This window comes from Eubacterium sp. An3, from assembly GCF_002159465.1.
Taxonomy (GTDB): domain Bacteria; phylum Bacillota; class Clostridia; order Lachnospirales; family Lachnospiraceae; genus Anaerobutyricum; species Anaerobutyricum stercoris.
Genome location: NZ_NFIR01000008.1, coordinates 31,969 through 55,080 on the forward strand (window position 1 = coordinate 31,969; position 23,112 = coordinate 55,080).

The 23,112-nt window shown below is 44.3% G+C and carries 3 protein-coding genes; all 3 read right to left on the bottom strand.

All coding sequences use genetic code 11. The features are described 5' to 3' along the window. Positions 1 to 15 precede the first annotated feature (15 nt). Positions 16 to 4,773 carry a pectinesterase family protein gene (locus tag B5F87_RS08870; protein ID WP_158097001.1) on the bottom strand — a complete coding sequence of 1,586 codons (4,758 nt, stop codon included), beginning with the start codon at positions 4,771 to 4,773 and terminating at the stop codon, positions 16 to 18. 452 nt (positions 4,774 to 5,225) lie between these two features. After that, the gene (locus tag B5F87_RS08875) at positions 5,226 to 21,935 is read right to left on the bottom strand and encodes an FctA domain-containing protein (protein ID WP_087279938.1); all 16,710 of its coding nucleotides are present in this window, start codon (positions 21,933 to 21,935) and stop codon (positions 5,226 to 5,228) included. Positions 21,936 to 22,278: 343 nt separating this feature from the next. Next, on the bottom strand, positions 22,279 to 23,091 hold the full coding sequence (locus B5F87_RS08880) for a class I SAM-dependent methyltransferase (RefSeq protein WP_087279941.1): 813 nt from the start codon (positions 23,089 to 23,091) through the stop codon (positions 22,279 to 22,281). Positions 23,092 to 23,112: the final 21 nt, after the last annotated feature.

Genomic DNA, 23,112 nt, shown 5'->3' on the forward strand with positions numbered 1-23,112 from the left:
AATTAAAAATTGATATCAACCGGCAATCCTCTTCCATCTCATGGACCGTCTTATACCGGTTTTCTTTGTAAAAAGCTTTTTATAAGCTTTTTTCTTTCCTCCGGGAACTTTTATCACTGCTCCGGAGTCTATATTGATAAATGCCTTTGCTCCCACTTTCTGCAGGTTTTTGGACCTGATTACAATCTTTTTCAGACTGCTGCAGCCTTTAAACGCTTTTTTGCCGATGGTAGTCACATTGGCGCCGATGACTACCTTTTTCAGTTCTTTGTTTCCCTTGAAGGCTCTCGCCGCAATGGCTGTCACCGGATAGGATACGCCGTTTACGGTCACGCTGGCCGGAATCTTCACAACCGAATCATACCGGGACGCTGCACGCACGCAGGTCAGCGTGTAACCGGAGGCCGCGTCGCCGTCCACGCGGTAAACTGCCTCATTTTTCTTGTCGGTCAGCATCATACCGGCGGTCAGCCCGGCAGACGAGGTCTGTGAATCCTGCGGATCGGAGGTTGTCGGTTCTTCCGCATCCGGATTATCTGTGCCCGGCGCTTCGGTGTCCGTCGAAGGTTCCTCTGTGGTAGGCTCTTCTGTGGTTGGTTCTTCCGGCGGCGTCATTGTGCCGATGTAAGCGTCACTGACAGTTTGTACCGCACTGTCCGGCTCCCAGCCGAGACTCGTATCCGACAGCAGGTTCTGCGCCGCCGTCTGAGATATCTGTCTTCTGTCGGCATTGACTGCATACCCCGGCCCGTAAGAGCCACATTCATAGAATCTGGCCGCCATGTACAGATTTCCGCTCATGTCTGCATATGGTTCTTCTGCATTGATGGCGCTGCCCATATAGCAATTGATCCAGTGAATGGACGCATTCGGTCCCCAAGGCCGTGCCAGACAGAAGGTGCCGTCCACATATCCGTCCTCCGATGTAATCACACAGTTATTAAAAATCAGTCCGTAGGAAGCATCTGCCGCTGTTCTCGGCGCGCACACGTAACCGCCCTCCGGATGCGTTTCTTCGTAGACAAACACGATCTCACAGTCCTCAAACAATGCTCTTGCGTCGTCGCCCGAATAGATAAAATCAATCAGTCCTTCAATACGGCACTGATAAAAATACTGGTGTCCCGCATTCATATACAAAGTATCCTGCACACCGGAAATCGTCACGTTGACAAAAGTAGCTCCCTCGGCGTCACACCGCAGCGCGTCGGCAGACTTGTTGCTTTTTCCGTCCGGCGTACCATATACATAGTCGTTGGCAAATGTAATGTTTTCCGCAGAGAACCCGACTGCCGTATCGGTAATAAATGCAGCGCACCGCTTGGACATATCTCCGCCCGCTTCGTATCCTTCATCATCCGGATACAAATCCGCCGGATAGCAGTGAATACGCACACTGTCCTGGTCCTCGCCCAGCAGGGAAATGTACGGGCTCTCCACCACCAGTCTTTCCTCGTAATCCCCCGATTTGATATAGATCACCTGTCTCTCCGTGTTATTCGCCGGAACAGAATCCACCGCCGCCTGCACTGTCTTGTAGGTCGGCACACCGTTTACTTCCGCCCCGTCTTCTCCGATGTAGGAGGCGTCCACAATCTTATCATAATTGGTCAGATAAACAAAACTGCAGGTTTCACGGGTCACCTTTCCTTCGCTGTCCGTAAACAGCAGCTCCACGGTGTTTCTTCCCTGTTCCAGAGACAGGTTCAGACTGAACGCGCCGTCTGCCGCCACATTTTGACTGGCAGCTTGTGTTCCATTTACATTGGCAGTAAGCTGACCGGCGCGGTCCACAGTTCCGCCAATGGAAATATTATCCTGGAATACCGTCTCATCCGGGCACTCCGTAAGGGTAATCTTTGCCGCTTCATCCTCATAGACATAAGCGCCGGTATGACCTGCGGAAGCCATGGCCCAGACAGTCTCGGACGGATTGCTGGAATTAATCAGCGTTGCACTGCCGGTTCCTGTTGAGCCATCCCCATATTGATAGGCAATGACATAGTAATAGTAAGGAACTTCCTGCTTCACAGTGGTATCTGTCCAAACAAAGGCGGCATCTGTGCCGGTATCTGCGGCAGAGTCTGCCGCACCGGATGTATTGCCTTCAACGACTGCAGCTCCTGTGCTGTCCGCCGTGTAAACCACCTGTGCCTTATCCGCACCCTCATCGGAGGAATATCGGTATATCTCGTACTCTGTCGCTCCTTCGGAGGCAGTCCAGGACACATCTATGGAAGTATCGTTGCCCGTGAGCGTTACCACCGGGGTCGTCAGCGCCGGGAGGAAATCTTGTACTATTGCTGTATCCTTGCACCAGGTTACTTCTCCTTCGCTGCCCAGCTTGCCGCCCACTTGAAACTCGTAAGTCCCGGCTTCCGTCACCGGATATGTATATTGCGTCACTGTGGTTTCCGCCACATCCTTCCATGCTCCGTTATCCTTTTTTACCTGAATCACATATCGTCCGTCACCGTCTGCCGCTTCACTGATGCTCCAGCTGATGACGATGGCGTCCCGGGTAGCCGCAGAGCTGGCCCGTACTGCAGTGACAACCGGCTGCGTTCCGATCGCCTCATAGCAGTCGTTCTGGTCGTACAACAGATTACCGCCAGCGTTGTAATATTTCATATTTGTGACCGTCACAGAAGCATCGGCAAGAATAAAACCAAAAGAAATTCGTGCATTTTCCACATCGCCGCCGAACAGTGTGTCATCGTTGTCACTTGTCATCGTATAGGTTTCTCCGCCTTCCGGAGTGGCCGTGATCACAAAACCGTCTGCTGTCTTCTCTGCTGTAAAATGTACGGTCTGCCCTTCAGTAATTGATTCATTCAATCTTCCTGCACTGACCTGATCCTCATCGGTATCTTTATCAACTGCAGAATAAACACCTCTCAGATTCGTCGAGTTACGGATACCAATGGTCTCAATAGCCTCTCCGTTAAACGCACCAAAGAACACGCCATTAGAGGACGAATTACCGCAGGAGTTGACAATTACGTCCGCTTCCAGTTTGTTTAAATCCGCCGTCAGATCAAAACCATAATAGCCGACACTGGAGGATAACGCATCACCCGTGCGCAGGCTTCCGCCTTCCTGGGTTAATGTAAGCTGCTGTCCCACAGCGGACACCTTCATGCTGCCAGCGTCTCCATAATCTGGCACTGATGGCATTGCTGCCTGCGGTTTTGTCGTTGTCTCCGGCAGTTCATTGGTCACCGCCATGGAGTGGAGATAACCGGAGCCGTTTCCATTATAGGTAAAGGTCAGAGTCGCCGCTCCGCCAGTATATTGGATAGAGGCAGTATCGCCGTCTGCGGACACCTTGGCAGAAGCCGACTCCGGCGTCACCGTTCCGGTTCCACCTGTCACTGCTACATTAAATGTACTGTTATCCGCTGCATAGGAACACAGTTCCAGCTGAATCTCTGCGTTGCCGGCCACCTTTACGCTGATTTGATCCCTGTCGCCAATCATGATTCCATGAGAAGTGCCATTATAACGAATACGATTGTTGCCGGTCACTGTGACCAGCCCGTCCGTAGACTTAACTGAAGCTCCGTCGGTGATAGAATAGTCGCCAGTGTACAGCTCCGACACAACACTTCCGTCGCCGAAATCATAGGTGATCGTCCTTCCATTGGCGTGCGGCGTCCCCGACGCACTGTTATCTTTCACATGAATCACATATTCTGTCGGTGAAGACTCCGCGTCTTCATATGTAAATGTAATGGTATTCCCCGAAAGCTCATACGTCACATTTTCACTGACATTTTCCAGGAAATCTGACGTCAGACTGCCTGAACCGGCGCCCTCCAGATTCGCCCATATGATGGCCGCATCGGTTGTGGCCAGCTCCACCGAGCCGTTACCGTCGCTTGCCTCCACTGTGAAATCATTCGACGGGGACGTTCCCGGCTTCACGGTGTAGGTCGTCCCATTGATGGTAAACTGAAATTCTTTCGATGTATCCCAGATCACCTTATATGAAATATCATTCTTCACTGTACTTCCGTTGTCAGCATCGGTCAAATCTACAGTTCCGCCTGCCGTTACCCCATACACCTCAGAATTCTTAAAAGTTACTGTGTAGGCATGACCTACAGGAAGAGAAATCTCATATCCATCTGCCGTGATCTTTGTCTCAACATCATCTCCGTCCTCGTCTGTGAATACCAGAGTCTCTCCTTCGACTGAGCCGCCTGTTCCCGCTGACGAAATTACCGAACCGCTGACGGACGCCACCTGCGGAGGGGTGATGGTCTCGGCAGTAATGGAATGAAGATAGCCGTTTCCGGTTATGGTCACAGTAATCGTGGCCGGAGATTCAGAAGTGTACTGAATGGAAGATTCTCCGCCGTCTGTCGCTGCATGATTTAAAGAAAAGTTTTCTTCCACAACAGCTCCATCCACACTGATCGAAGCACTGGAAGAACCATAGGCACACACGCCAAAAGTAAGTGTCGTCTGTCCCGCTGGCACTTGAATAGAAAAGACCGTGCCATTTCCGATATTCGCACCGTGCTGTGGTTGTTGTTCATGCCAACTAAATGTTCCTTCCACACTCAGCGATCCATCCTCATGCGATTCCTGATAAATAGCTGCATTTTGATCTCTGAAATCCCAGGTCACCGCCTCGCCGTCCGTCTCAATGGTATTGCCTGCTGCCTGTACTACGAGAGCTTCCGCCGGGAAAAGGGTAACCGTCAGAACAAAGGTAAGCAGCACTGCGAGAATACGCAGGGCTTTACTGTGCGATGTTCTGTACATTTGCGGCTCTCTGCACATTTTTTTCTTTTCCTTATCCATTATTCTGGCAATGTGATTGTTATGGAGTTTCAACTACGCACTCTCCTTTCTTATCACAGACACATCTCCCCTGATCTAGTCAAACGGCTCTGTCAAGTTATACTGTGTCGTGATTCTCCTCAAAAGTCTTTTAATCATTTTCTTAACATAATAAATATTAGCATAATTTATAACACCCATCAATTATCGCAGAATAATTCACAGTTTTTTTACATATTTATCACAAAGAACACATTTTTCTTCCATAGATATCAGTTTATTTTTCCGCAAAAAAGAGGACATCCTCTTTCTGAAAATTATTTTCAGATTCGAGGTTGTCCTCTTTTGCATTTTGCCTTCTCAGCGGAAGTTATAACTTCCGGCTATCGACGCAAGTCAGAGCATATCCTGTTCTGGCTCATTCACTTTTCCTGTTATTCCGGCTTATCTTCTTTCCGTTTCCGTAAAGTAAGGATAATACCTACTGCCGCTGCTGCGAAGAACAGGAGGTACAGCCCGACTCTCGTATCGTCGCCAGTCTTTGACGATGAAGTCCTCCGGTTCGTTCCCGTGCTCTTCTTACTGGTATCCGTCGAAATCTTCTTCGTATCGCTGTCGTTTTTCTCGCGGATCGTTCTTGTGGTGTCGGGATCTGACGCCATTGTATTGATAATCGTCCGACCTGCCGTAGTATTGTCTACATCCAAATCTACCGTTCCTTCCCCGCTTACTGTGTAGGCGAAGGAATTCTTATCAATCTTATTGCCGTCTGCATCCGTCTCATAAATGTAATAGGTCACCGGATCCATTCCATTTTCTCCACCCAGAGGAACCTCCACGGTAACAGTTCCATTATTCTCCAGAGCCACTACCTTATATGGCACTGTCTCCGTCTCACTGGTAAAGATTCCTGCATAGAACGTATCGCTGCTGTCCGCCGGAGCACCGTCTTTCATGACAGCTTTTGTAATCATCAGCTCTCCCTGATAAGCAAATCCATCCGGCAGGTCGCCATAATATACATTACCAAGTTCTGTGCTGCCTTCAGGAGCTCCTGTGTCAGGATTAAGAGTAATCTCTTTTACTCCGCCATTGCTGCCGTCTCCGGCACAAATGAATCCTGCGCCGCTGCCAGCAGCGTCAGCCTGCAGCTCACCATAAGGAATTACTGTTCCATCCTGCTGTGTCTCAAATACATAGTAGGTTCCGGAAGGAAGATTATCAAAGGTTACCGTTCCTGAGGATGCATCCTGTATATGAATCTCTTTCACATAGTCTTCTCCATACGGATGCTCGCCCTGTGCGTCAGTAAACAATCCCACATAGACTGTTGCATCTTCCGCAACCAGATCAATATTGTCAAAAGTCGTCTCATCGATGGCACTCAGACGTTTGGTTACCTGAATCTGTCCCAGTACATTTGCCTGATTCTCATCCTCCATGATAAGAGTGATCGGATCACCATTTTCCACTGTAAACAGAATATCCGCTGCCTGAACATAGCCGGCAGGAACCTCTGCCTCCCGCAGATAATAGGTGCCGCCCACTGCCAGCTCTGCCGTCAGTTCATGAGGCGTACCATCGGAAGTCCATGTCTCCAGAAGAATATCTCCGTTGGCAGCCTTCGTCCGGTCTTCATCCGCAGCAACACCCGCATCTACAGAATCAGCCTGTTTCCACAACTCAAGAACCGCTCCCGTCAGCGGATTACCGCTGATATCGCGTTTCTCAATGGACACGCTGGTTGCTCTGTTGGTGATTGTCACTTCCGGATGTGCTCCCGCAGTGTCCGGAGTCACATAAACTTCTCCGCGGCCATTGACAGTTCCATCTTCTCCCGTGCTCTCCGAAGAAATCTCATATGCAAACGGCTGATTATAAACTGCATTGCCGTCTTCATCGAAACTTACCAGAGGATGACCCTCCGCATCAGTCTCAAATACATAGTAGGTAATCGCTTCTGTCTGGTCTTCTCCACCCAGCGGAACGTAAACTTCCACTCTGCCATTGTTTGCAAGCTGTACAACTCCGCTCTCCACGGTCTTATCGTCAACAACTACATTCTTCACAATCTCATAAGAAATGTTTCCGGTCTCGCTGCCCGTTCCACCGCCTGTATTGTCCACCTTTCGGAAAATACCTGCGTAGAAGACATCATCGGTCTCGTAAACCGCATTGCCGCAAAGCACTTCCTTATTGATTATAATGGAAGAAATGTAATGGTATTCGTTTACGAAAACAGCTTTCTCGTTGTTTGGCTCTACCGTCGTATCATTACTCTGATAGGTCACATCGTTATTCGTTACCTGAAGCGCTCCTCCGATATCATCCACCTGTACGGTGAGCGTCCATACGGCGTCATCATAGGTGTAACCGAGGTCGCTTCCCGCTTCCTCCTGAATCCGGAACTTATAGGTTCCGGCCTTGGTAAAGGTGATAGTATCAAAAGCTCCTGTTCCACTTCCATTTACCTTTGTTTCAATGGTATTGGCACCTTCAAGAGCAGTACCTGAGCCTGTTGTTTCGTCATAGCCTGTAAATGCGCCGCCTGCCGGATTCTGCTCATCCGCTGTCAACTTAAATGTGAAGTCTTTGGCTGTCGGTCTTGTTACACTGTCATCACTGAACTGTTTCTCCACCTGCGGGGTGAAGGTGTCAGGGGTCACAGAGTAGGTGTTGGTGAAGGTGGCGTGGTCTTCATTCTCGCCATCGTCCTGACCTGCGGCCACATTGGCTTTCGCGTAGGTCTTATCGGTTACTTCCAGATATCCTCCCTTGTCTTCCACCGTCACCGTCAGATTCCAGATGCTATCATCGTAGGTGTAGCCGTTCTGGTTACCTGCTGTCTCGGCAATCTGGAAGGTGTAAGTGCCGGCTTTTGTGAAGTGCAGCTTATCAGCAAATTCTGCATTAATGCTGCCATCCTCCATATCCTTTGTAGAGACTTCCAGAGTTTTGGTTGCACCTTCTTTCAGATCCACACCGTCTGTTTCTCCGACATTTGTCAGCTCAAAAGTAAAGATTGCCTCAATATCATCCGGCACAGCCGCACCTTCAATGGTCTTCGTTACCTTAGGAGCAAAATCTGTAGGTATAAGCTCATAGGTATTGGTAAATGTTGCATATTCTGTACTTGTACTATCCGGACTGCCTGCTTTTGTATACTTATGCTCTGTTACTTTTAACTTACTATTCTGATCCTCTACCTTTACAGTCAGAGTCCATGTAGAACCATCATAGGTATAACCGTCATCGGTTCCATCCGATACTTCTGTAATATTAAAGGTATACTCACCTGCTTTGGTAAAGGTAATTTGACCAAATTGTCCTATAATATCTCCAATATTTGAATCATACGTCACAGAAGTTGTTATTGAGTCTGCATCAGAATCAGTACCAGGCATCTGTACACCGTCTTTGGAATCTCCCCGGGTCAATGTGAATGTAAATGTCTTTTTACCTGTCGGAACATCACCCGTAAAAATCTTCTTTATCTCCGGTGTAAAGACAGTATCCACGGTATTATACCTGTTTGTAAAGGCTGCATTTCCCGTTGTTACTCCGGTAGAATCTGTTGATGTATAGTATTTTGTGCCTGTCACTTCAAGTTCTCCACCAACATCTTCTACTGTAACTTCTACCAATTTTATATTGGAAATATTTTTATCATATCCATCCGGCAAAGTGTTCGTTTCTTCCGTAATATGGAATTCATAGATTCCTGCCTTCGTAAAGGTAATCGGGTCAAATTGTGCTTTGTTCGCATCTGCGTTATCTGCATTTTCCGGAACAACGGTAATTTCCACTGTATCATTCCCAGGCATAGCCACACCATCCACCGGAGCATTTACAAGACTTTGCGTAAAGGTAAATGTCGCATCTTTCGCCATCGGAGCGCCTTCTACTTCTTTAGACACTTCTAACTGTGTAGTAGTGGAAGCAGGAGTATAGTCGTTGGTAAACTCTGCGGCTGTGCTGTCCGCCGTTCCATCCTCATTTTTATCATAGGTAATACCTGTAGCTGTATCAATAGAGAGAGTTCCATTCAGGTTATCCGTTACCACTACAGTCAGTGTCCACTGCGTCGTATCGTAAGTGTAACCATCTCCTGCCGTTTCCGTCGTTTCCTGAATCGTAAAGTTGTACGTTCCGCCTTTAGTAAAGGTAATATCACCAAATTTCGCGAAGCCTGTCGCTGTTCCTTCTTTCTTATTTTCAAAGGAAACTGTTGCCGTATTATTTTGCGGAAGTGTCGCTCCCTCCGGATTATTGGCATCCGCTGTCAAAGTAAATGTAAAGTCTTTCTTGGTAACCGGAAGTTCATGACCGGTGAGTATCTTTGAAACAGCTGGCGCGTACTTATCCGGAGTCGGAATATAATTGTTGGTAAAGCTTACCTTCGTCGCATTTTCTGGATATGTTGGCGTTACGGTAAGTGTTCCGTCGCCCTTATCCTCTACTTTTACTGTCACCTCATACGATGTCTGATCATAAACCACTCCATCAAGTACCTTCTTGCCATCATTAGTTGTCTGAGCTTCAGTTGGTATATACTCTACGATAGTATAAGTGTGTTCTCCTACATCATTCAGGTTGTAAGAAATTGGAGCAAAATCAATTGTTACATTTTCTCCATTATCTCCGCCTTGAGCAGTTCCTCTGGAAACAATAGTTCCATTAGAATCATTTTTCTTTACATGGAAGGTAAATGTCTCATTTTCCTTCATATCCCTGCCCGTCAGCGTCTTGCTTCCTTCCGGAGTCCAGGAACCGGTAGCAGTGTATTCGTTGGTGAATGTCGGAGTCTCACCGCTTCCAACAGCCGCCCAAGCATCTCCTACCTTCTTTTCGTAAGCAACCGACTCAACTTCCAGTCCTTTTCCGTCTGTCCATTTTACATTGACCGTTGCCCTGTAAATGGCTTCGTCGTACTTGATACCCTCATATGGATTTGCCCCCTGAGCCTCGGTAGGTAGCTCTTCAGTGATGTAATAGGTATATGTTCCTTCACTGTCGTAGGAAATCTTATCAAAGGTTACATTACCATCTTTGTCATTTACCTTGGTTTGCAGAGCATCGCCAATATTGGCTCCGGTGCTGTCCCACAGTTTAAATGTAAATTCACCTGCTGTAAGTGACTTTCCAGTTACGGTTTTAGATGCTCCAAGAGTAGTCTCTGTCGGTATCTTCTTATTTGTGATTGTAACGGTATCTTCCGGTGTATTTTTTGTTTTGTCAGGTACACCAAGAATCCATGCCGGCTTTTCTTCTTCATTGATTTCGACACCTGACAATGGCGTAACATTAGTTCCCCCACTTGTGGCATTGACCGCTGCATCTTCTAAAGTATAACCTTCCGCCGTACTTTCTTCGACGATAACATATTTCTGGAACCATAAAAGATTATCAATCTCCACCTGACCATTTGCCGTCATATAAGTACCCATATAGTTACCTGACAAACTCTCTGCCGTTATATTGTCATCCTCAGCAAACGGACCATATAATCTAAACCTCGCGCCATTTACTGCATTCTTATTCTGATCTGCTGCCTGCTTTGTAATTGTAAGCGTACGTTGAGGTATCACAGCAAAATCTTTTGTATTGTCCCATGATGTCGTAACATCTGTCGGCCACAGGTAGAAACGCTCGGAAGTTGCAGAAATCGCCTTGGTATTACCACTTGCATTGGCATCAATAAAGTTATTATCTGTTTGCTCCGTTGTTGAAAGTTCATCCGGATGGTTCGACCTTCCACAGGTTTGACCTCTGGAGGTTACTTCATAGATACCTTTTACCGAATCCGGAATATCGACATCTATAGTATATGTCGCCGGAGAAGTTCCCTTCAGCGCATTTGGACTTAGTGTACCATTTGGATATACATCCGCATCAGCCCAGTTATCTCTTACCATTGCCGGATCCAAATTATCAAAGACATAGTTTGCGGTACTGGTACTTAAGGAGCCTCCATACGGTGTAACACTTGCCGATGTTTCATCTCCATGATAAGTATTCAGATTCACTTCAACTTTGCTAAGCATATCCTCAATCAAAATATTGCCAGCAAAAGCAGTTATCTCCTCTCCAGTGTCTCTTACACCATCTCCATTCTTATCAATCCAAATGTTTCCTCCAACCTTTACCGGATTTGGCATGGTTGTGGCAGATACTTCATTAGATTCAAGCACTTTGTTCAATGGTTCAGGGACAGAGACTGTCTCTCCGTCACGTTCTTCTAACTGACTATAGGTACAAGCAAAATTATTTACTGCATTTTTCCAAGAATTATTACTCAATTCTTCTTCTGTCCATGGATTAATTCCATCTTTTACTTTTGCCGTATATTCAATATACAGGCTATCCGTATTATCCAATTGTACACTACTATCTGTCGTGACGATAAATGCCTTAATTGTGGTCTTATCATTTGGCAATGTGCTTGTCCAGCCTTCAGGCAGAGCGCTCTCTTCGGTATCATAGGAAATGGTAAGAACATCATTATACAGTTTTGTATATTGACTTTCTCCTGAAACCGTTCCTGTATAATAATAAGTCTTTATGTTAATTTTTTTATCTTTCTGACCGTTGACATATACTCTGTCAATATTATTAAATGTCAGTCCCCAGGCACTCTCTCTTTCATCTCCCTTAGACGTATAATCACCTACATTTGGAAGAATATCGATTACAGATAGGTTTGTAGTCTTATAGTCACTGGATGTATTAGATACAGCCAGTCTGTAATGCATAGTACCTGAACCATCCTGTCCTGCAATAATATTATTGACTGTAGAAAGTACATTTGTGGTATATCCCTGATTTGCGTTTCTGTCTCCATAGGCAGATTTTACCAGAACAGATTCTGAAGCAGTTGTCCAGTTCAGATTTGCACTATCCATGACAAAACCATCACCTGCTTCACCACCGAGCAGTTCCTTCAATGTTGTCAGTCTTTCTGTTGATATTGCCTGTCCCAATAAAGTATCCACATTATCCGGCCAGTTTCCTGTACTGTTTTTAAAGGAAGCTGCATACGGATTATCCGTGCTTTGCGCTCCTTTATTTGTACTTCCGACTAATGCATAATTATACATCGTTGTTCCATAGGCAGTAACCGTATTGTCAATCTTTACTTTCAAGTCAACTGTTACAGATTCCCCTGCATCCAATTCACCATTCAGGTAAATAAGAACTGCTTTCTCTCCGTTTACTGGCTGTGTTACAATATCGCCAATAGTGAGATCAGGCTGAGTTACCCCTGTATCTTCTTTCAGTTTCACATCCACATTTGAGTTACTGTCAAGAACCCATGATGTTCCCTGCGGCAGATAATCCACAATAAATGGATTTTGAAAAACAGCTCCATCCGTAGATTGATTTTCTATCTTGATACTGTATGTTGTCGTACTATTCAATGCTGCCGTACCATCTTCTTCATCCGATGTCTTATTTACAGCAATCTTTGGAGCTTTCTGTTCTGCAAAATTAACATCAACATCATCTTCTTTTGTTATTGATGTCGTATTATCTGCTTCTGTTCCGTCTGCATTCCATTCATAGTAACTCAGTGTACTAGAGGCTTTATTATTTATTTTTGTAATCGCTTCTCTGCCCGAACCGCCAGTCTGTTGATCAATCATCGCTGTAATGGTTACATCTCCCGGATTAAAGTTAGCTCCAAGTGCGTATCCTTCATGCTCCCCTTCTTTCTTTGTATTTGCTTTAAAAGTTGGAGACTCATAACTAATAGACACTTGTGCTGCTTTTCCTTTGCCTGCCGAAAGAGTTACCGTTGCACCATTTTCACTCAGATTCTGTACATTCTCCACTGTTTGAACATCAATTGCCTGCCCTTCACTATTTTTGAATGTTACCGTTGCATTAATTGGCGCTGTTGACAATTCCGAATAATCTGATACTTCATGAGATGCTTTCTCTATCTTTACCTGCGTCAGAGAGTATTTATCTTTCAGATAATCGTCAGAAAGCCGTCCGTTTTTCCCAAAAGCTGTCAAACCGGTATCTTCTACTGTAAACGCCATAAGCGGATAAGTATTATTAACAGTTGGCGTAATTGTATATTCTACCTCAGCCGCCTGTGTGAACAGACTGGTATAAGCAGTATCGTCTACTGTCTTATCCAAAGTAAGAGACGCCTTTCCTTCTACATTATAGAGCGCCGCTGTCTGTCCAGTTGTGGTGCCTGCCTCAGTCTGTACTATGTCATACCACTGCACTTTTTCATTGCCGCGAATCTGTGCTCCGCCAGCTGTATCACCAACATCTCCCGCTGTCTTTTCTACTACAAGATACGTCTTCCCTGCCACGAGAGTTCTGCCTAATTCTGGTTTTGTAACAGAATCCGCATAGCTGTGCGGTCTTCCATCAGTGCTACTCTGGGTTGATACGTCAATATCATCAATCAACGGTGTGTATTCATTAATAAATGTAGTTACTTGCTCGTCGGTTACCTGATCGATAGCCCCCCACTCAGATACAACTTCAGCAGGCACCTCATATACTGCCGCTTTCGCTGTTAACCTCGTGGAAGAAGACGTATCGCTATTATATTTCTCAATAGTCAGCGGGATGTACGGAATATTATAAGCAGAATATGTATATTCTGTTCCCGTTACAACAGCCTGGCCTCCGTTAATCTGGTGCAGAATCTTTGTTTCCGTCGCATTGCCTGTCTGTATTGTCGCTTCAATGGTGTTTTCTGCGACATTCGTTCCCTGTTTATAGTTATAGATACCCTCCAAGCCCTGATATTCAGAGTTTTCAGGCAGATTTTCTTCCAGAGCATATACGCCGCTGTCCACTACAAATCGTAAAGATCCATTGTCCTCTGTTGTCTTATCCTGCACATAATTCCATGTTCCATCTGCATTCTGTTTGTACAGTGTGAATTTTACATCTGCTAATGTATTTTTTGTTGCTGCATCATGTACATTATCATATTTTGTAAGATCTATATATGCACCCTGATAGTTCGGGAAAATGCGATTTTGAAGCATGGTATCATTGTTTTTCGCATAATCCGTTTTCCATTCAGGAACGCCAAGTACAGTCCCTGGTTTTAATTTGAACTCAAGATGCATATCACCCGACAACAGATAATTCTTCGGCGCTGTTGCTTCATAAATACGGAACGTTTCCTCTTTATTATCGCTTAAAAGAATTACAGCCGTATAACTGCCGTCTTTATTATCTGTAATTGTAGTACTTACATCTTCTTCACTTCCATCCGCTTTCACGCGTTTAATCTGGAATGTTGCTCCTGTAAGTTTCTCACCTGTCTCTCCATTCACTTTCAGGAAAGATACTTGCCCATACAGATAAGTATTTGTTGCTGTCACAGAGATATCTGCTGGCTTCGCACCTGTTGTATTTGGAACTTCGATTTTGTAATAACCATCGCCGTTATTAGTAATCTTTGCACCTGTTCCTGTCATACCCGTCAGTTTGAATCCGGATGCTATACCTGTTTCTTTGAGATAATAGGTAGCTCCCTGACTTAATCCGGTAAAGGTTGCGATTCCCGTTCCATTTCCATTTACTGTAATTTCTTTAGGTTCTCCTATTTGTTTTTTATTACTATCATATAAAGTAAATGTAAACTCATGATTTCCAGTAACGCCCATATTTCCAGCCGCAATTTCCTTTGTTACAGTCAGATTTACCTGCTTTTCATTGGTAAATTCTACAGTGATTCCGTCTGTTTCTGCACCTGTATAACGGGCTGCGATTACATTACCATTTACCTTAACAGTTCCGATATTCAATCCACCGGTTATCACAATATACTGTGGAGTAAGGTTTCGATCATAATCTGTCGGCGGTGCTGTTTCTGTAATACGATAGATTCCCGGTTCCGCATTTTCTATTGAAATCAAACCGTTATTATCTGTCGTGGCATCCTTTCGTAAGCTTTTCCAGGTTGCATCTGCCGCTATATCTATGTCTGTTCTATTGGTGGCACTAAATAAGATATAGTCTACATTAAACTTCGCACCCGCCAATGGATTGCCCGTATTCGCATCTTTTTTCAGTATTTTGAAAAATACTTTCTTCGGATTCTTGATATTCAGGTCAATACCATTTGTGCGGCTAATACCGTAATCAGAGATATCAGTCTTATTAGTTACGATAACGCTGGTTCCATTGGAATCAGATTGCAAAGCAAAATCATACCCCAGGAAAATGTCGTTATCAACTAAATCACTAAGTTTTCCGCCCTTTCCATTTGCATTATTATAATTAGCATATGTTTCTTTAAAATATTGTTCAAAGTAAGTACCTGAATATTCTGAATTATCTACCGATTCACTTAATGTATGGGTACCCGTAGAAATATTACTGAGAGTGACAGTACCATTGTTATCTGTTTCGCCTTGTACTGTTAAAGAGTTATCATCCTTATTCAGCAAAGTAAAAATAACATCTCCTACAGCAGTCGTTCCTTCCATATCTGTTTTCTTGATGGTCAAATCCTGTTTATCAGGATTGTACATGGTGATATGAACACTGTCATCCTTTACCTGGAAATAATATGCGGCTGATTTAGGAGTATCCGGCGTATCTGCTGTGTTATCCTTTTTCACATCTGAGCCATCATAAATCAATTCGTAATCCTCAGCCGTATCGCCTTCAGCACCTATTTCAACAATACGGTAATATCCCATCTGCAAACCTTCCGGAAACGCGAAGTAACCGGCGTCGTTGGTGATAAATTCTCCAAGCCCCAGCTTGTTTTCTGAATCAGTGTTTTTTGAGTCAGCGTTTTCCGAGGTTGTCTCATATGCCCAATCTTGCCATTGATTATTGACATATCTCTGAAGCTTCATTTTAACAGAAATCGGCTCTCTGTCAGTATGACCAGAACCAACGCCATAGTACGCATCCAGGCCTTCAGATGTCAGCTTCAGATTACCGCCTTCCTCTGCTTCATTTACTGTATAACCATATTTCTGTACAGTGACCGCCTGCGTATCTACCGGCCAGTTGACCAGGCGATATTGTTGCGACGGAGTATCAGCATCGCTCGGAGCATTTTCAACAGTACATGGTGAGTAAGTCCCATCCTTTTGTTCCGTGGTTGGATATAATGCCCACTGGTATACTTTCTCCTGTTCATCTGCATTTGTTATGCCAGTTTCTGTAGTACCATCATCTTGGACATAGTAAGCGTCATTAAAGATTTCGGTTGTTTTAATCCGAACTTCTCCATCTTCTGTCGTATCGCCTTCGCTGCCAAACAATTCTCTGCTGAAATACATATACATATAGTAGATATTTTTTTCCGCCAGATAGCCGTTAGGAGCATTACCCTCTTCGAGAGCGACACGTACAAAATATCCTTTCACCGTATCATCTTCAGCTTTATCTTCTACTATAATACCTCTATCTATTCCAGATTCCAGTCCTCCTGCAAAATCACATATTTCCTGGAATGAAAACGCCTTAGAAGAAGCCCACGCTGTCAATCCTTCTTTCGTCGTTTCTTCACCTGTTTCACCAGCATTCACATTGTCTGTACCAGAAGCGATATCTCCTTCTGTCGTGCCGGTACTTCCTTCAGGGAGATAATCACCGATTGTCGTATTGTCAAGACCAGTTGTCAGCGTATCCAGCAGTTGAATCTGCGTTCCATTCGCATCTGTCAGATACAAATCAAAGTTTACATTTCCCAACGGGCTAAATATATTTTCTTTTCCTCCGTCCGCCGTACGGCTTCCTGCCCATTTAGCGATACGAACTGTAGAAAACATAGCGCCGTTCCCACCATATAACGGATCATTTTCTATCGCTCCGGTGGATACTGTGCTGTCATAATACTTTATCGCACCCTGACATGTTACTTGCTCTGCATCTCCTGCTGGTGTATATGGAGTCTCATTACTATAATTCATTCCATCACGGTAAATTAAAGTATAGACACTTGTTGGTCTAATCTCAGCACCAATACCGGCCTTGGTTTCCTCCAGCCAGTATACTACATTATCCGCAGATTTCAGAATATCTGTTCCAAACCAGCCGTCTAATCTTTCTCCATTGGTATTATAAAGCGTTCCGCTGGAATAAGTACCAATGAGGGTATACTGTTCCGGGTTTGCCTCTTTATTAAATGATAATACTGCACCCGACTCTGTTTTGCCCTGTTCCACCGTATCATCCGGCAGAACCTGCATATAAAGGTTGAACTCGGCGTTATTGATAAGACGTTCTTCGCCTGCTATAATCCCTTCATCCTCATGTGTTTCCGTTTCTGTCACAAACTTCTTGATATGAAGCTGCGTCCAGTTTTCCACATTTTCAAGAGTTCGCGTGGTCAACTCAACTGGATTATTTGCAGTCGTGTTTTCATCCTTCACAACATAATTATATTGACTGAGTTTATCTGCTGTAAGTGTATCAGGCAACTTAGATTGACCATCCGCATCTGTCACATATTCCAGATAATCCTTTCCTCCATCTGGCCCATTCGGTTCCAAATACTGGTATTTCACATCATCTGGAATGCTGACTTCAATGGCAACATATTTTACATCCTGTGCCAATCCTGAAAATGTAACACTGCCGGTCTCATCATCGGTTGTTCCCTTTGTTACATATTTGTAAATTCCCTCTGGATAATTGCTGTCATTCTCAACCCACTGATACAATGCAACCTCTGTGCCTGGCAGAGGATAAGTTTTATCGGTAAACGCATGCTCCCAGGCATTATAGTACACCTTATTTACCTTAAACTCTGTTGTCGGCTGATTGACAAACTTTAAATCAACTGGCGTCGGGCTGGTGTTATCCTTTATTACCGTCTCACCTGGCGTCAATGTCACTGTAAATTTAGTATCACTGACGGTGTAACCATTCGGGGCTGCCGTTTCCTTAATTGTATATACAATTTTACTTCCTGACGCGTCATATATCGGAAGACCAGTGAAGGTTACCTGACCGTTCCTGGTTGTTCCCGTTTCCGTAATTGACCCGTCCGCACTGGTTATCTCAATGGTAGCACCATCCTGTGCTTCTGTTGTACCATCGTAATCCATAGCTTCTTTCTTAACAGTCACTGCGCCAGTGTTAGAGTAGTTTGTAATAGTACCAAAATCCTGCACTGCCTGTTGATTCTGGACTGTATAAGGGCCGAAATAGAAAGAATCATCTGTTGTTCTTACTCCAATTCTCTTATTTGTTCCATCAGCCTGTCTTACAGTTTCAGGATACAACTCTTTCCAGAAAGAAATAGATGGATCAAGAATGCCATTCGGATTTTCCTTTGGCACTATTTCTTTCAGGTAATAAGTTCCATCTGTAATCTGTACAGTTTCTCCAGCTGTAATTGTAAGTATACTTCCTTCAGCAGCTCCTGGTACAGGCTTAAATGTTTTTCCACCATCAGACGATGTATAGACTTCAAACTGTGCCGGTGGAGTAATTTCTGACGCATTCTTATTCAAAGAAGTAGTAGTTCCGTCCGCATTGACCCGTACCTTTGACACTCTAAAAGAAGGATCCGGCCGGTTCAAAAGCACAACCTCTTTCGCAGGCATACCTGCTGTTATAGTCGCATTATCACCTGTCAAATCAATAATTAAATCTTCTGAATCTGTTACATTTTCATATCCTGATGGAGTGACTGTCTCCTCTATAATATACTTATGTCCCGTCTCTAATTTGGCAAGAGAACCGGATACTGAGGTTATTTCTACATTACTATAACCTTCAAGTGGAGAGGCGGCTTTCTCATCTTTATCATATAGATAAATAGAATATTTTGCTCCTGGAACAAACGTTTCCTTATTATTTGCGTAGTCATAGCTGTTAACTTTTTTCACCACAACCGGAACTTTATTTTCCACATTGTTGATGGTAATAGACTGTTCCAGAACAATTTCTAATTCCTGTGATTCATCCGTACCAGTATTAATATTCTGAGTAAAATCAAATGGACCATAAGCTTCTACCGTTGTCTCTGTTTGGTTTCCACTCTCTCCCACAGATGGTATAGTTAACCTAGTCTTCTCTGCTGTATTCACGCCGCCTGCTTCTGATGAAATATAGTCCGCAGCGGATGGACTGGTTTCTACCAGATAATACTTTATTGGCTGTCCTTCAGCGTCCCCACCCGTATCAGGAAGATAGGTGCGCGGCAGGTCATTAATCGTGACCGACTTACCATCAGCGCTGTTAGTTACGGTATAAGAATCTGTATTTACTTTCTCTACCTTTCCGCCTTTTTGGGCATACAAATCGAATGTTGCCTGTAAAGTTCCATCTGTATTCTGCTGTATTCCATTATTGCCAGCAGTATAAAAGTTCTTCGTCAGAGTGATACTGCCGTTACGGGTATTATCTATGGTTACCGTCTTCGGACCTGTATAATCTTCTGCCAGACATCCCTCTAAATTAAATTCCTGACTATATACCCTGACTGTTCCTTCTACCTTCTCTCCGGCGGCATGATATCCTTCTGGCAATGTTTCCTTAAAACGATATCGGATCAGATTTCCATCAGATTCGTATACAGGAAGAGCAAAGGTCTCAGATTTACCCTCCTGTCCAACGCCAAACGGTGACGAATACTTCTCAACCGGAATCCATGCTCCGTCCGGATGATCCGCATCTTTTACGAATTGCTGCAGTTCAAATTTACCGGAAAAATCCGTATAGTTGCCTAAACCAACATTTTCATACTTACCTGTGGTCGGGTTAAATACTCTTTTTTGCAAGACAACAGACGCCTCGTTCGGCGTATTGTAAACTGTCTTTTCTGCTGTTAAATCACCCTTAGAGATTGTAAAGGCCATTGGATTCTTATCGTCGATCAAATATCCTTCCGGCGCAGCAATCTCTTTGACATAGTACGTTGTTCCGCTTGTCTCATCATAATCAAGTCGGTTAAATACTACTGTTCCATCTTCCCCTGTTTTTTTAGTTGTGTCAATCAACTTTGTACAGGTTTCGTCTTCGTATAATCCGAATTCTGCTCCATCAAGTAGTGTGTTGGTACCTGTTTCTTTTTTCGTAATTGTAATCTCACCGAGGAGTTCTTTGTTATAGAAAGTCTCTGTAACACTTTCTTCTTCATCAATATAGCCGGTTTCCCGGGCATTGGCATTATTGGTGCCATTTGTCACAGGTTCCGTCTTAGAAGGATAACGCGTTTCCCTCACGATATAATTTCCCGGATCGAGATATACAATAACTTCTCCTGTCGCCCCTAAATCATAAGTGACTTTTCCATTTGTTGCATTTTCCTTCACAGAATATGAACCATCTGCGTTCTTTTGATATAAAGTTGGCGTTGTATCATCTTCAGCATTCGTTATCGTATATTCCACCGAACCCTTAACAGGGTCATTTTGATCAAAGTTGGTGATAGTATATGGTTTGCTATTTCCGTCACTGTCCTGAATCATTTTCTTTAAAATCAATGTAGCCGGTTGTATTACGTCTCCGACTTTGACAGTGGCAGTACTATCTGAAGTCTTCTGATCCTGACCTTTCAACTGATAATTGATTGTGGCAGTATTATTAACATCGAGCTGCTCCTGATTGGTGTCAGAATAATGCGCCACAAAATCAGCATACGGATATACCACTTCCACTATATATTCCGAATAATATGGTGCATTTGGATCTACTTTCGCACTATCGGTTTTTCCCTCACAGGTATCTACCGGAATTGTCAGTGTCTGTGGAAATGTAATCTTTCCTTCTTCATTGGTTACCTCGATTGTATTACTGTCATCGGTATTATCAAACTGTGGAATCACTTTGATACTTTCTGCCTGAATCGGTTGATTATTCCGATTCAATACAGATGGATTTTCCAATAAAGTGATTGTATTATTTTCATTTGCAAAAGGTACACGTCCCGGCAATTCATAATTTGACGCAGATGTAATAACATTTGTTCCATCCGATGTAAGACCTACCTCAAGTTTAAATCTTACTGTCACAGTTTCGTTATCATCACTGACTTCATAGCCATTTGGAGTTTTCTTTACCATCCAAGCATCTTCTGTCACTGCTGTCAATTTATTATCGTCATTAATCTTACTCTCAGTACCAATAACCTTATGAAATCTACCTTTATCTGTGACATCGGATGCATCTGTACGGTCTTTAACGGTAAAGAAAGTCTCAATTTGCATCATATTCTGACTCTCTCCAAAATCAAAGACATGTTTATCTTCATAGGTACCGTTTCCGTTAATCATCATTGTCAGTGTAAAACTAGAATAATTGTCTTGTGATGCATCAATATTTGACGGCAACTCTAAAGTCCAGGTATTCGTTGGGGAATTTTCTTCTGGCGCATTCAAAGTAATACCTTTTAAATTTTCATCATCAATGATACTGATTCCATCCGGAAGAGTTAAATAAATCTTTGTCTCATCATAAGTATCAAATAATGGCTGACGCTGTTCACCGTAGCTGAAATAAGCTGCTTTGGTCAGAGTATATTCCACTTTAAAGTCAATGGTCTGCCCTGTTTTAATGTCTGTCAGTTCTTCACCAATCTGTTTAATTGTTACTGATGCTGTCGGACGATTCCCATCCTCCGTACTATTTACATCACCATAATAATCTCTGATGGTATCGTCTAAACTTGCGCTATTATTCTCTGCATCCTGATTTTCTTCCTGTTGATTCGCGTCATTCTGCTCCTCTGTTTTCGCTTTCTGCTTTTTTTGAGCATTCTGCCGATTGTTTTTCTTGTCATCAGCAGTTTTTTTCTCATTCTGAGCGCCGGCGTTGTCCGCATCTGAAGCGCCGTCTGTCAGCGCCTGCTGCCCGGAAGGCGCACTTGTCCCCTGGTCTGTCTGTGCGCTGCCCGCGTCGGAATTTTTACCTGTCTGCTGCGTTTGCTGAGAATCGTTTTGGGTTGCTGAGCTTTCTGCCTGACTCGTCTCCGACGAACTGGCCGACGAACCAGCCGCAGAAGAACTCTCCTGAGAAGAGTCCTCTTTTATAATTGCTCTTTCCGTCTCCTGCTCTGAGCTGCCAGTCATGCGCTCCTGTGCGTAGCTGCCGATGGTCTCGCCGAGAGTAGTGATATTCTGCTCACTTAAGACCATGACAACGACCAGCAGGAATGCTATGCATTTGGCCCAGAAATTTCTTTTTTTCATACTAACCTCTCCTTTCCACGTTTTTCGTGGTAATTTTCATTACCTTTTTATGCAGAAAAATACACATTTTCTTATTATGTAATATTGCACATTTTTTGCACTTTTTCAATAGAATCATTATAAGTTTTATAAAAAGTTTATTTTTCCATTACAATAATTCTAATTTACTTTTTTCGCCTTTTTGTTTTTGTAATGATACGGGGGGGATTACCATGATTGAAAGGAAATGAAACAAAAAAAGAGTCCTGGATTTTCTCCAAAACTCTGTTCTTATACAAACTTGACACTATTACAACGAAAGGTATCAAGTTTGTACATATTTCTAATAAGTTTAGTGATATTTTCAGACTGTCTCTCTCAGATACTGCCCGATCGCCCGGATTTCTTCTTCCAGCTGTTTTTGACGCTGGCGGCGTTTCATGGCGTTTTGTTCCGGATCTTTTCGGGACTTACCGGATGTGTTTTCCGGATCTTCCTGCGAATTCCGGGATTGTTGTTCGGAATCTGTTATCTGCGGGATATTTTCTTCCTCTTCCGGCTGCGCCATGCGCGCCAGGATGCTCTTCTTTTTCTGCTGTTCTTTTTGCAGATATTCCAGCAACACCGGATTTTTCTCCCGGAGCAGGCAGGAGCCGTAGGCGTAGTGGAATTCGTCCGGGTAGCTTTCCTGCTGTCCGGCGGGAGCCGGGAGGGCTTTTATGACCACGTAATATTTGCCGTCTTCTTTCAGGAACCATTCGCCGGCAATGTGGTATCCGGCGTCATGGAGCAGGTGGCGTACTTTGAACCATTCGGACTGGGGCTGGAGGATGAATTCCATGCCCGCCTTCAGAAATTCCGGGGCGTTTTTCAGAATCCGGCAAATGAGCTCGCCCCCCATGCCGGCTATGACAACGGTATCGGTCTCATCGGGCGACAGCCCGGCGAGGCCGTCGCTGAGCCTTGTGGCGATTTTGTCCGAGAGACCTTCCTGTCCGATGTGTTCCGCCGCGCGGGCGAGGGGGCCTTTGTTTACGTCCATGGCGCAGGCCGACGGACAGAGTCCGTTTTTTACAAGATAAATAGGAACGTAGCCGTGGTCCGTCCCCACATCGGCGATGCGATGGCCGGGAGTGACGGCTGCGGCTACGGTCTGTAAACGTTTTGATAATTCCATTATGTTTTCTCCTATGGTATT

Excerpts from the sequence above, each read along its gene's own strand:
- B5F87_RS08870 (WP_158097001.1), bottom strand. The coding sequence starts at position 4,773 with ATGTACAGAACATCGCACAGTAAAGCCCTGCGTATTCTCGCAGTGCTG.
- B5F87_RS08875 (WP_087279938.1), bottom strand. The coding sequence starts at position 21,935 with ATGAAAAAAAGAAATTTCTGGGCCAAATGCATAGCATTCCTGCTGGTC.
- B5F87_RS08880 (WP_087279941.1), bottom strand. The coding sequence starts at position 23,091 with ATGGAATTATCAAAACGTTTACAGACCGTAGCCGCAGCCGTCACTCCC.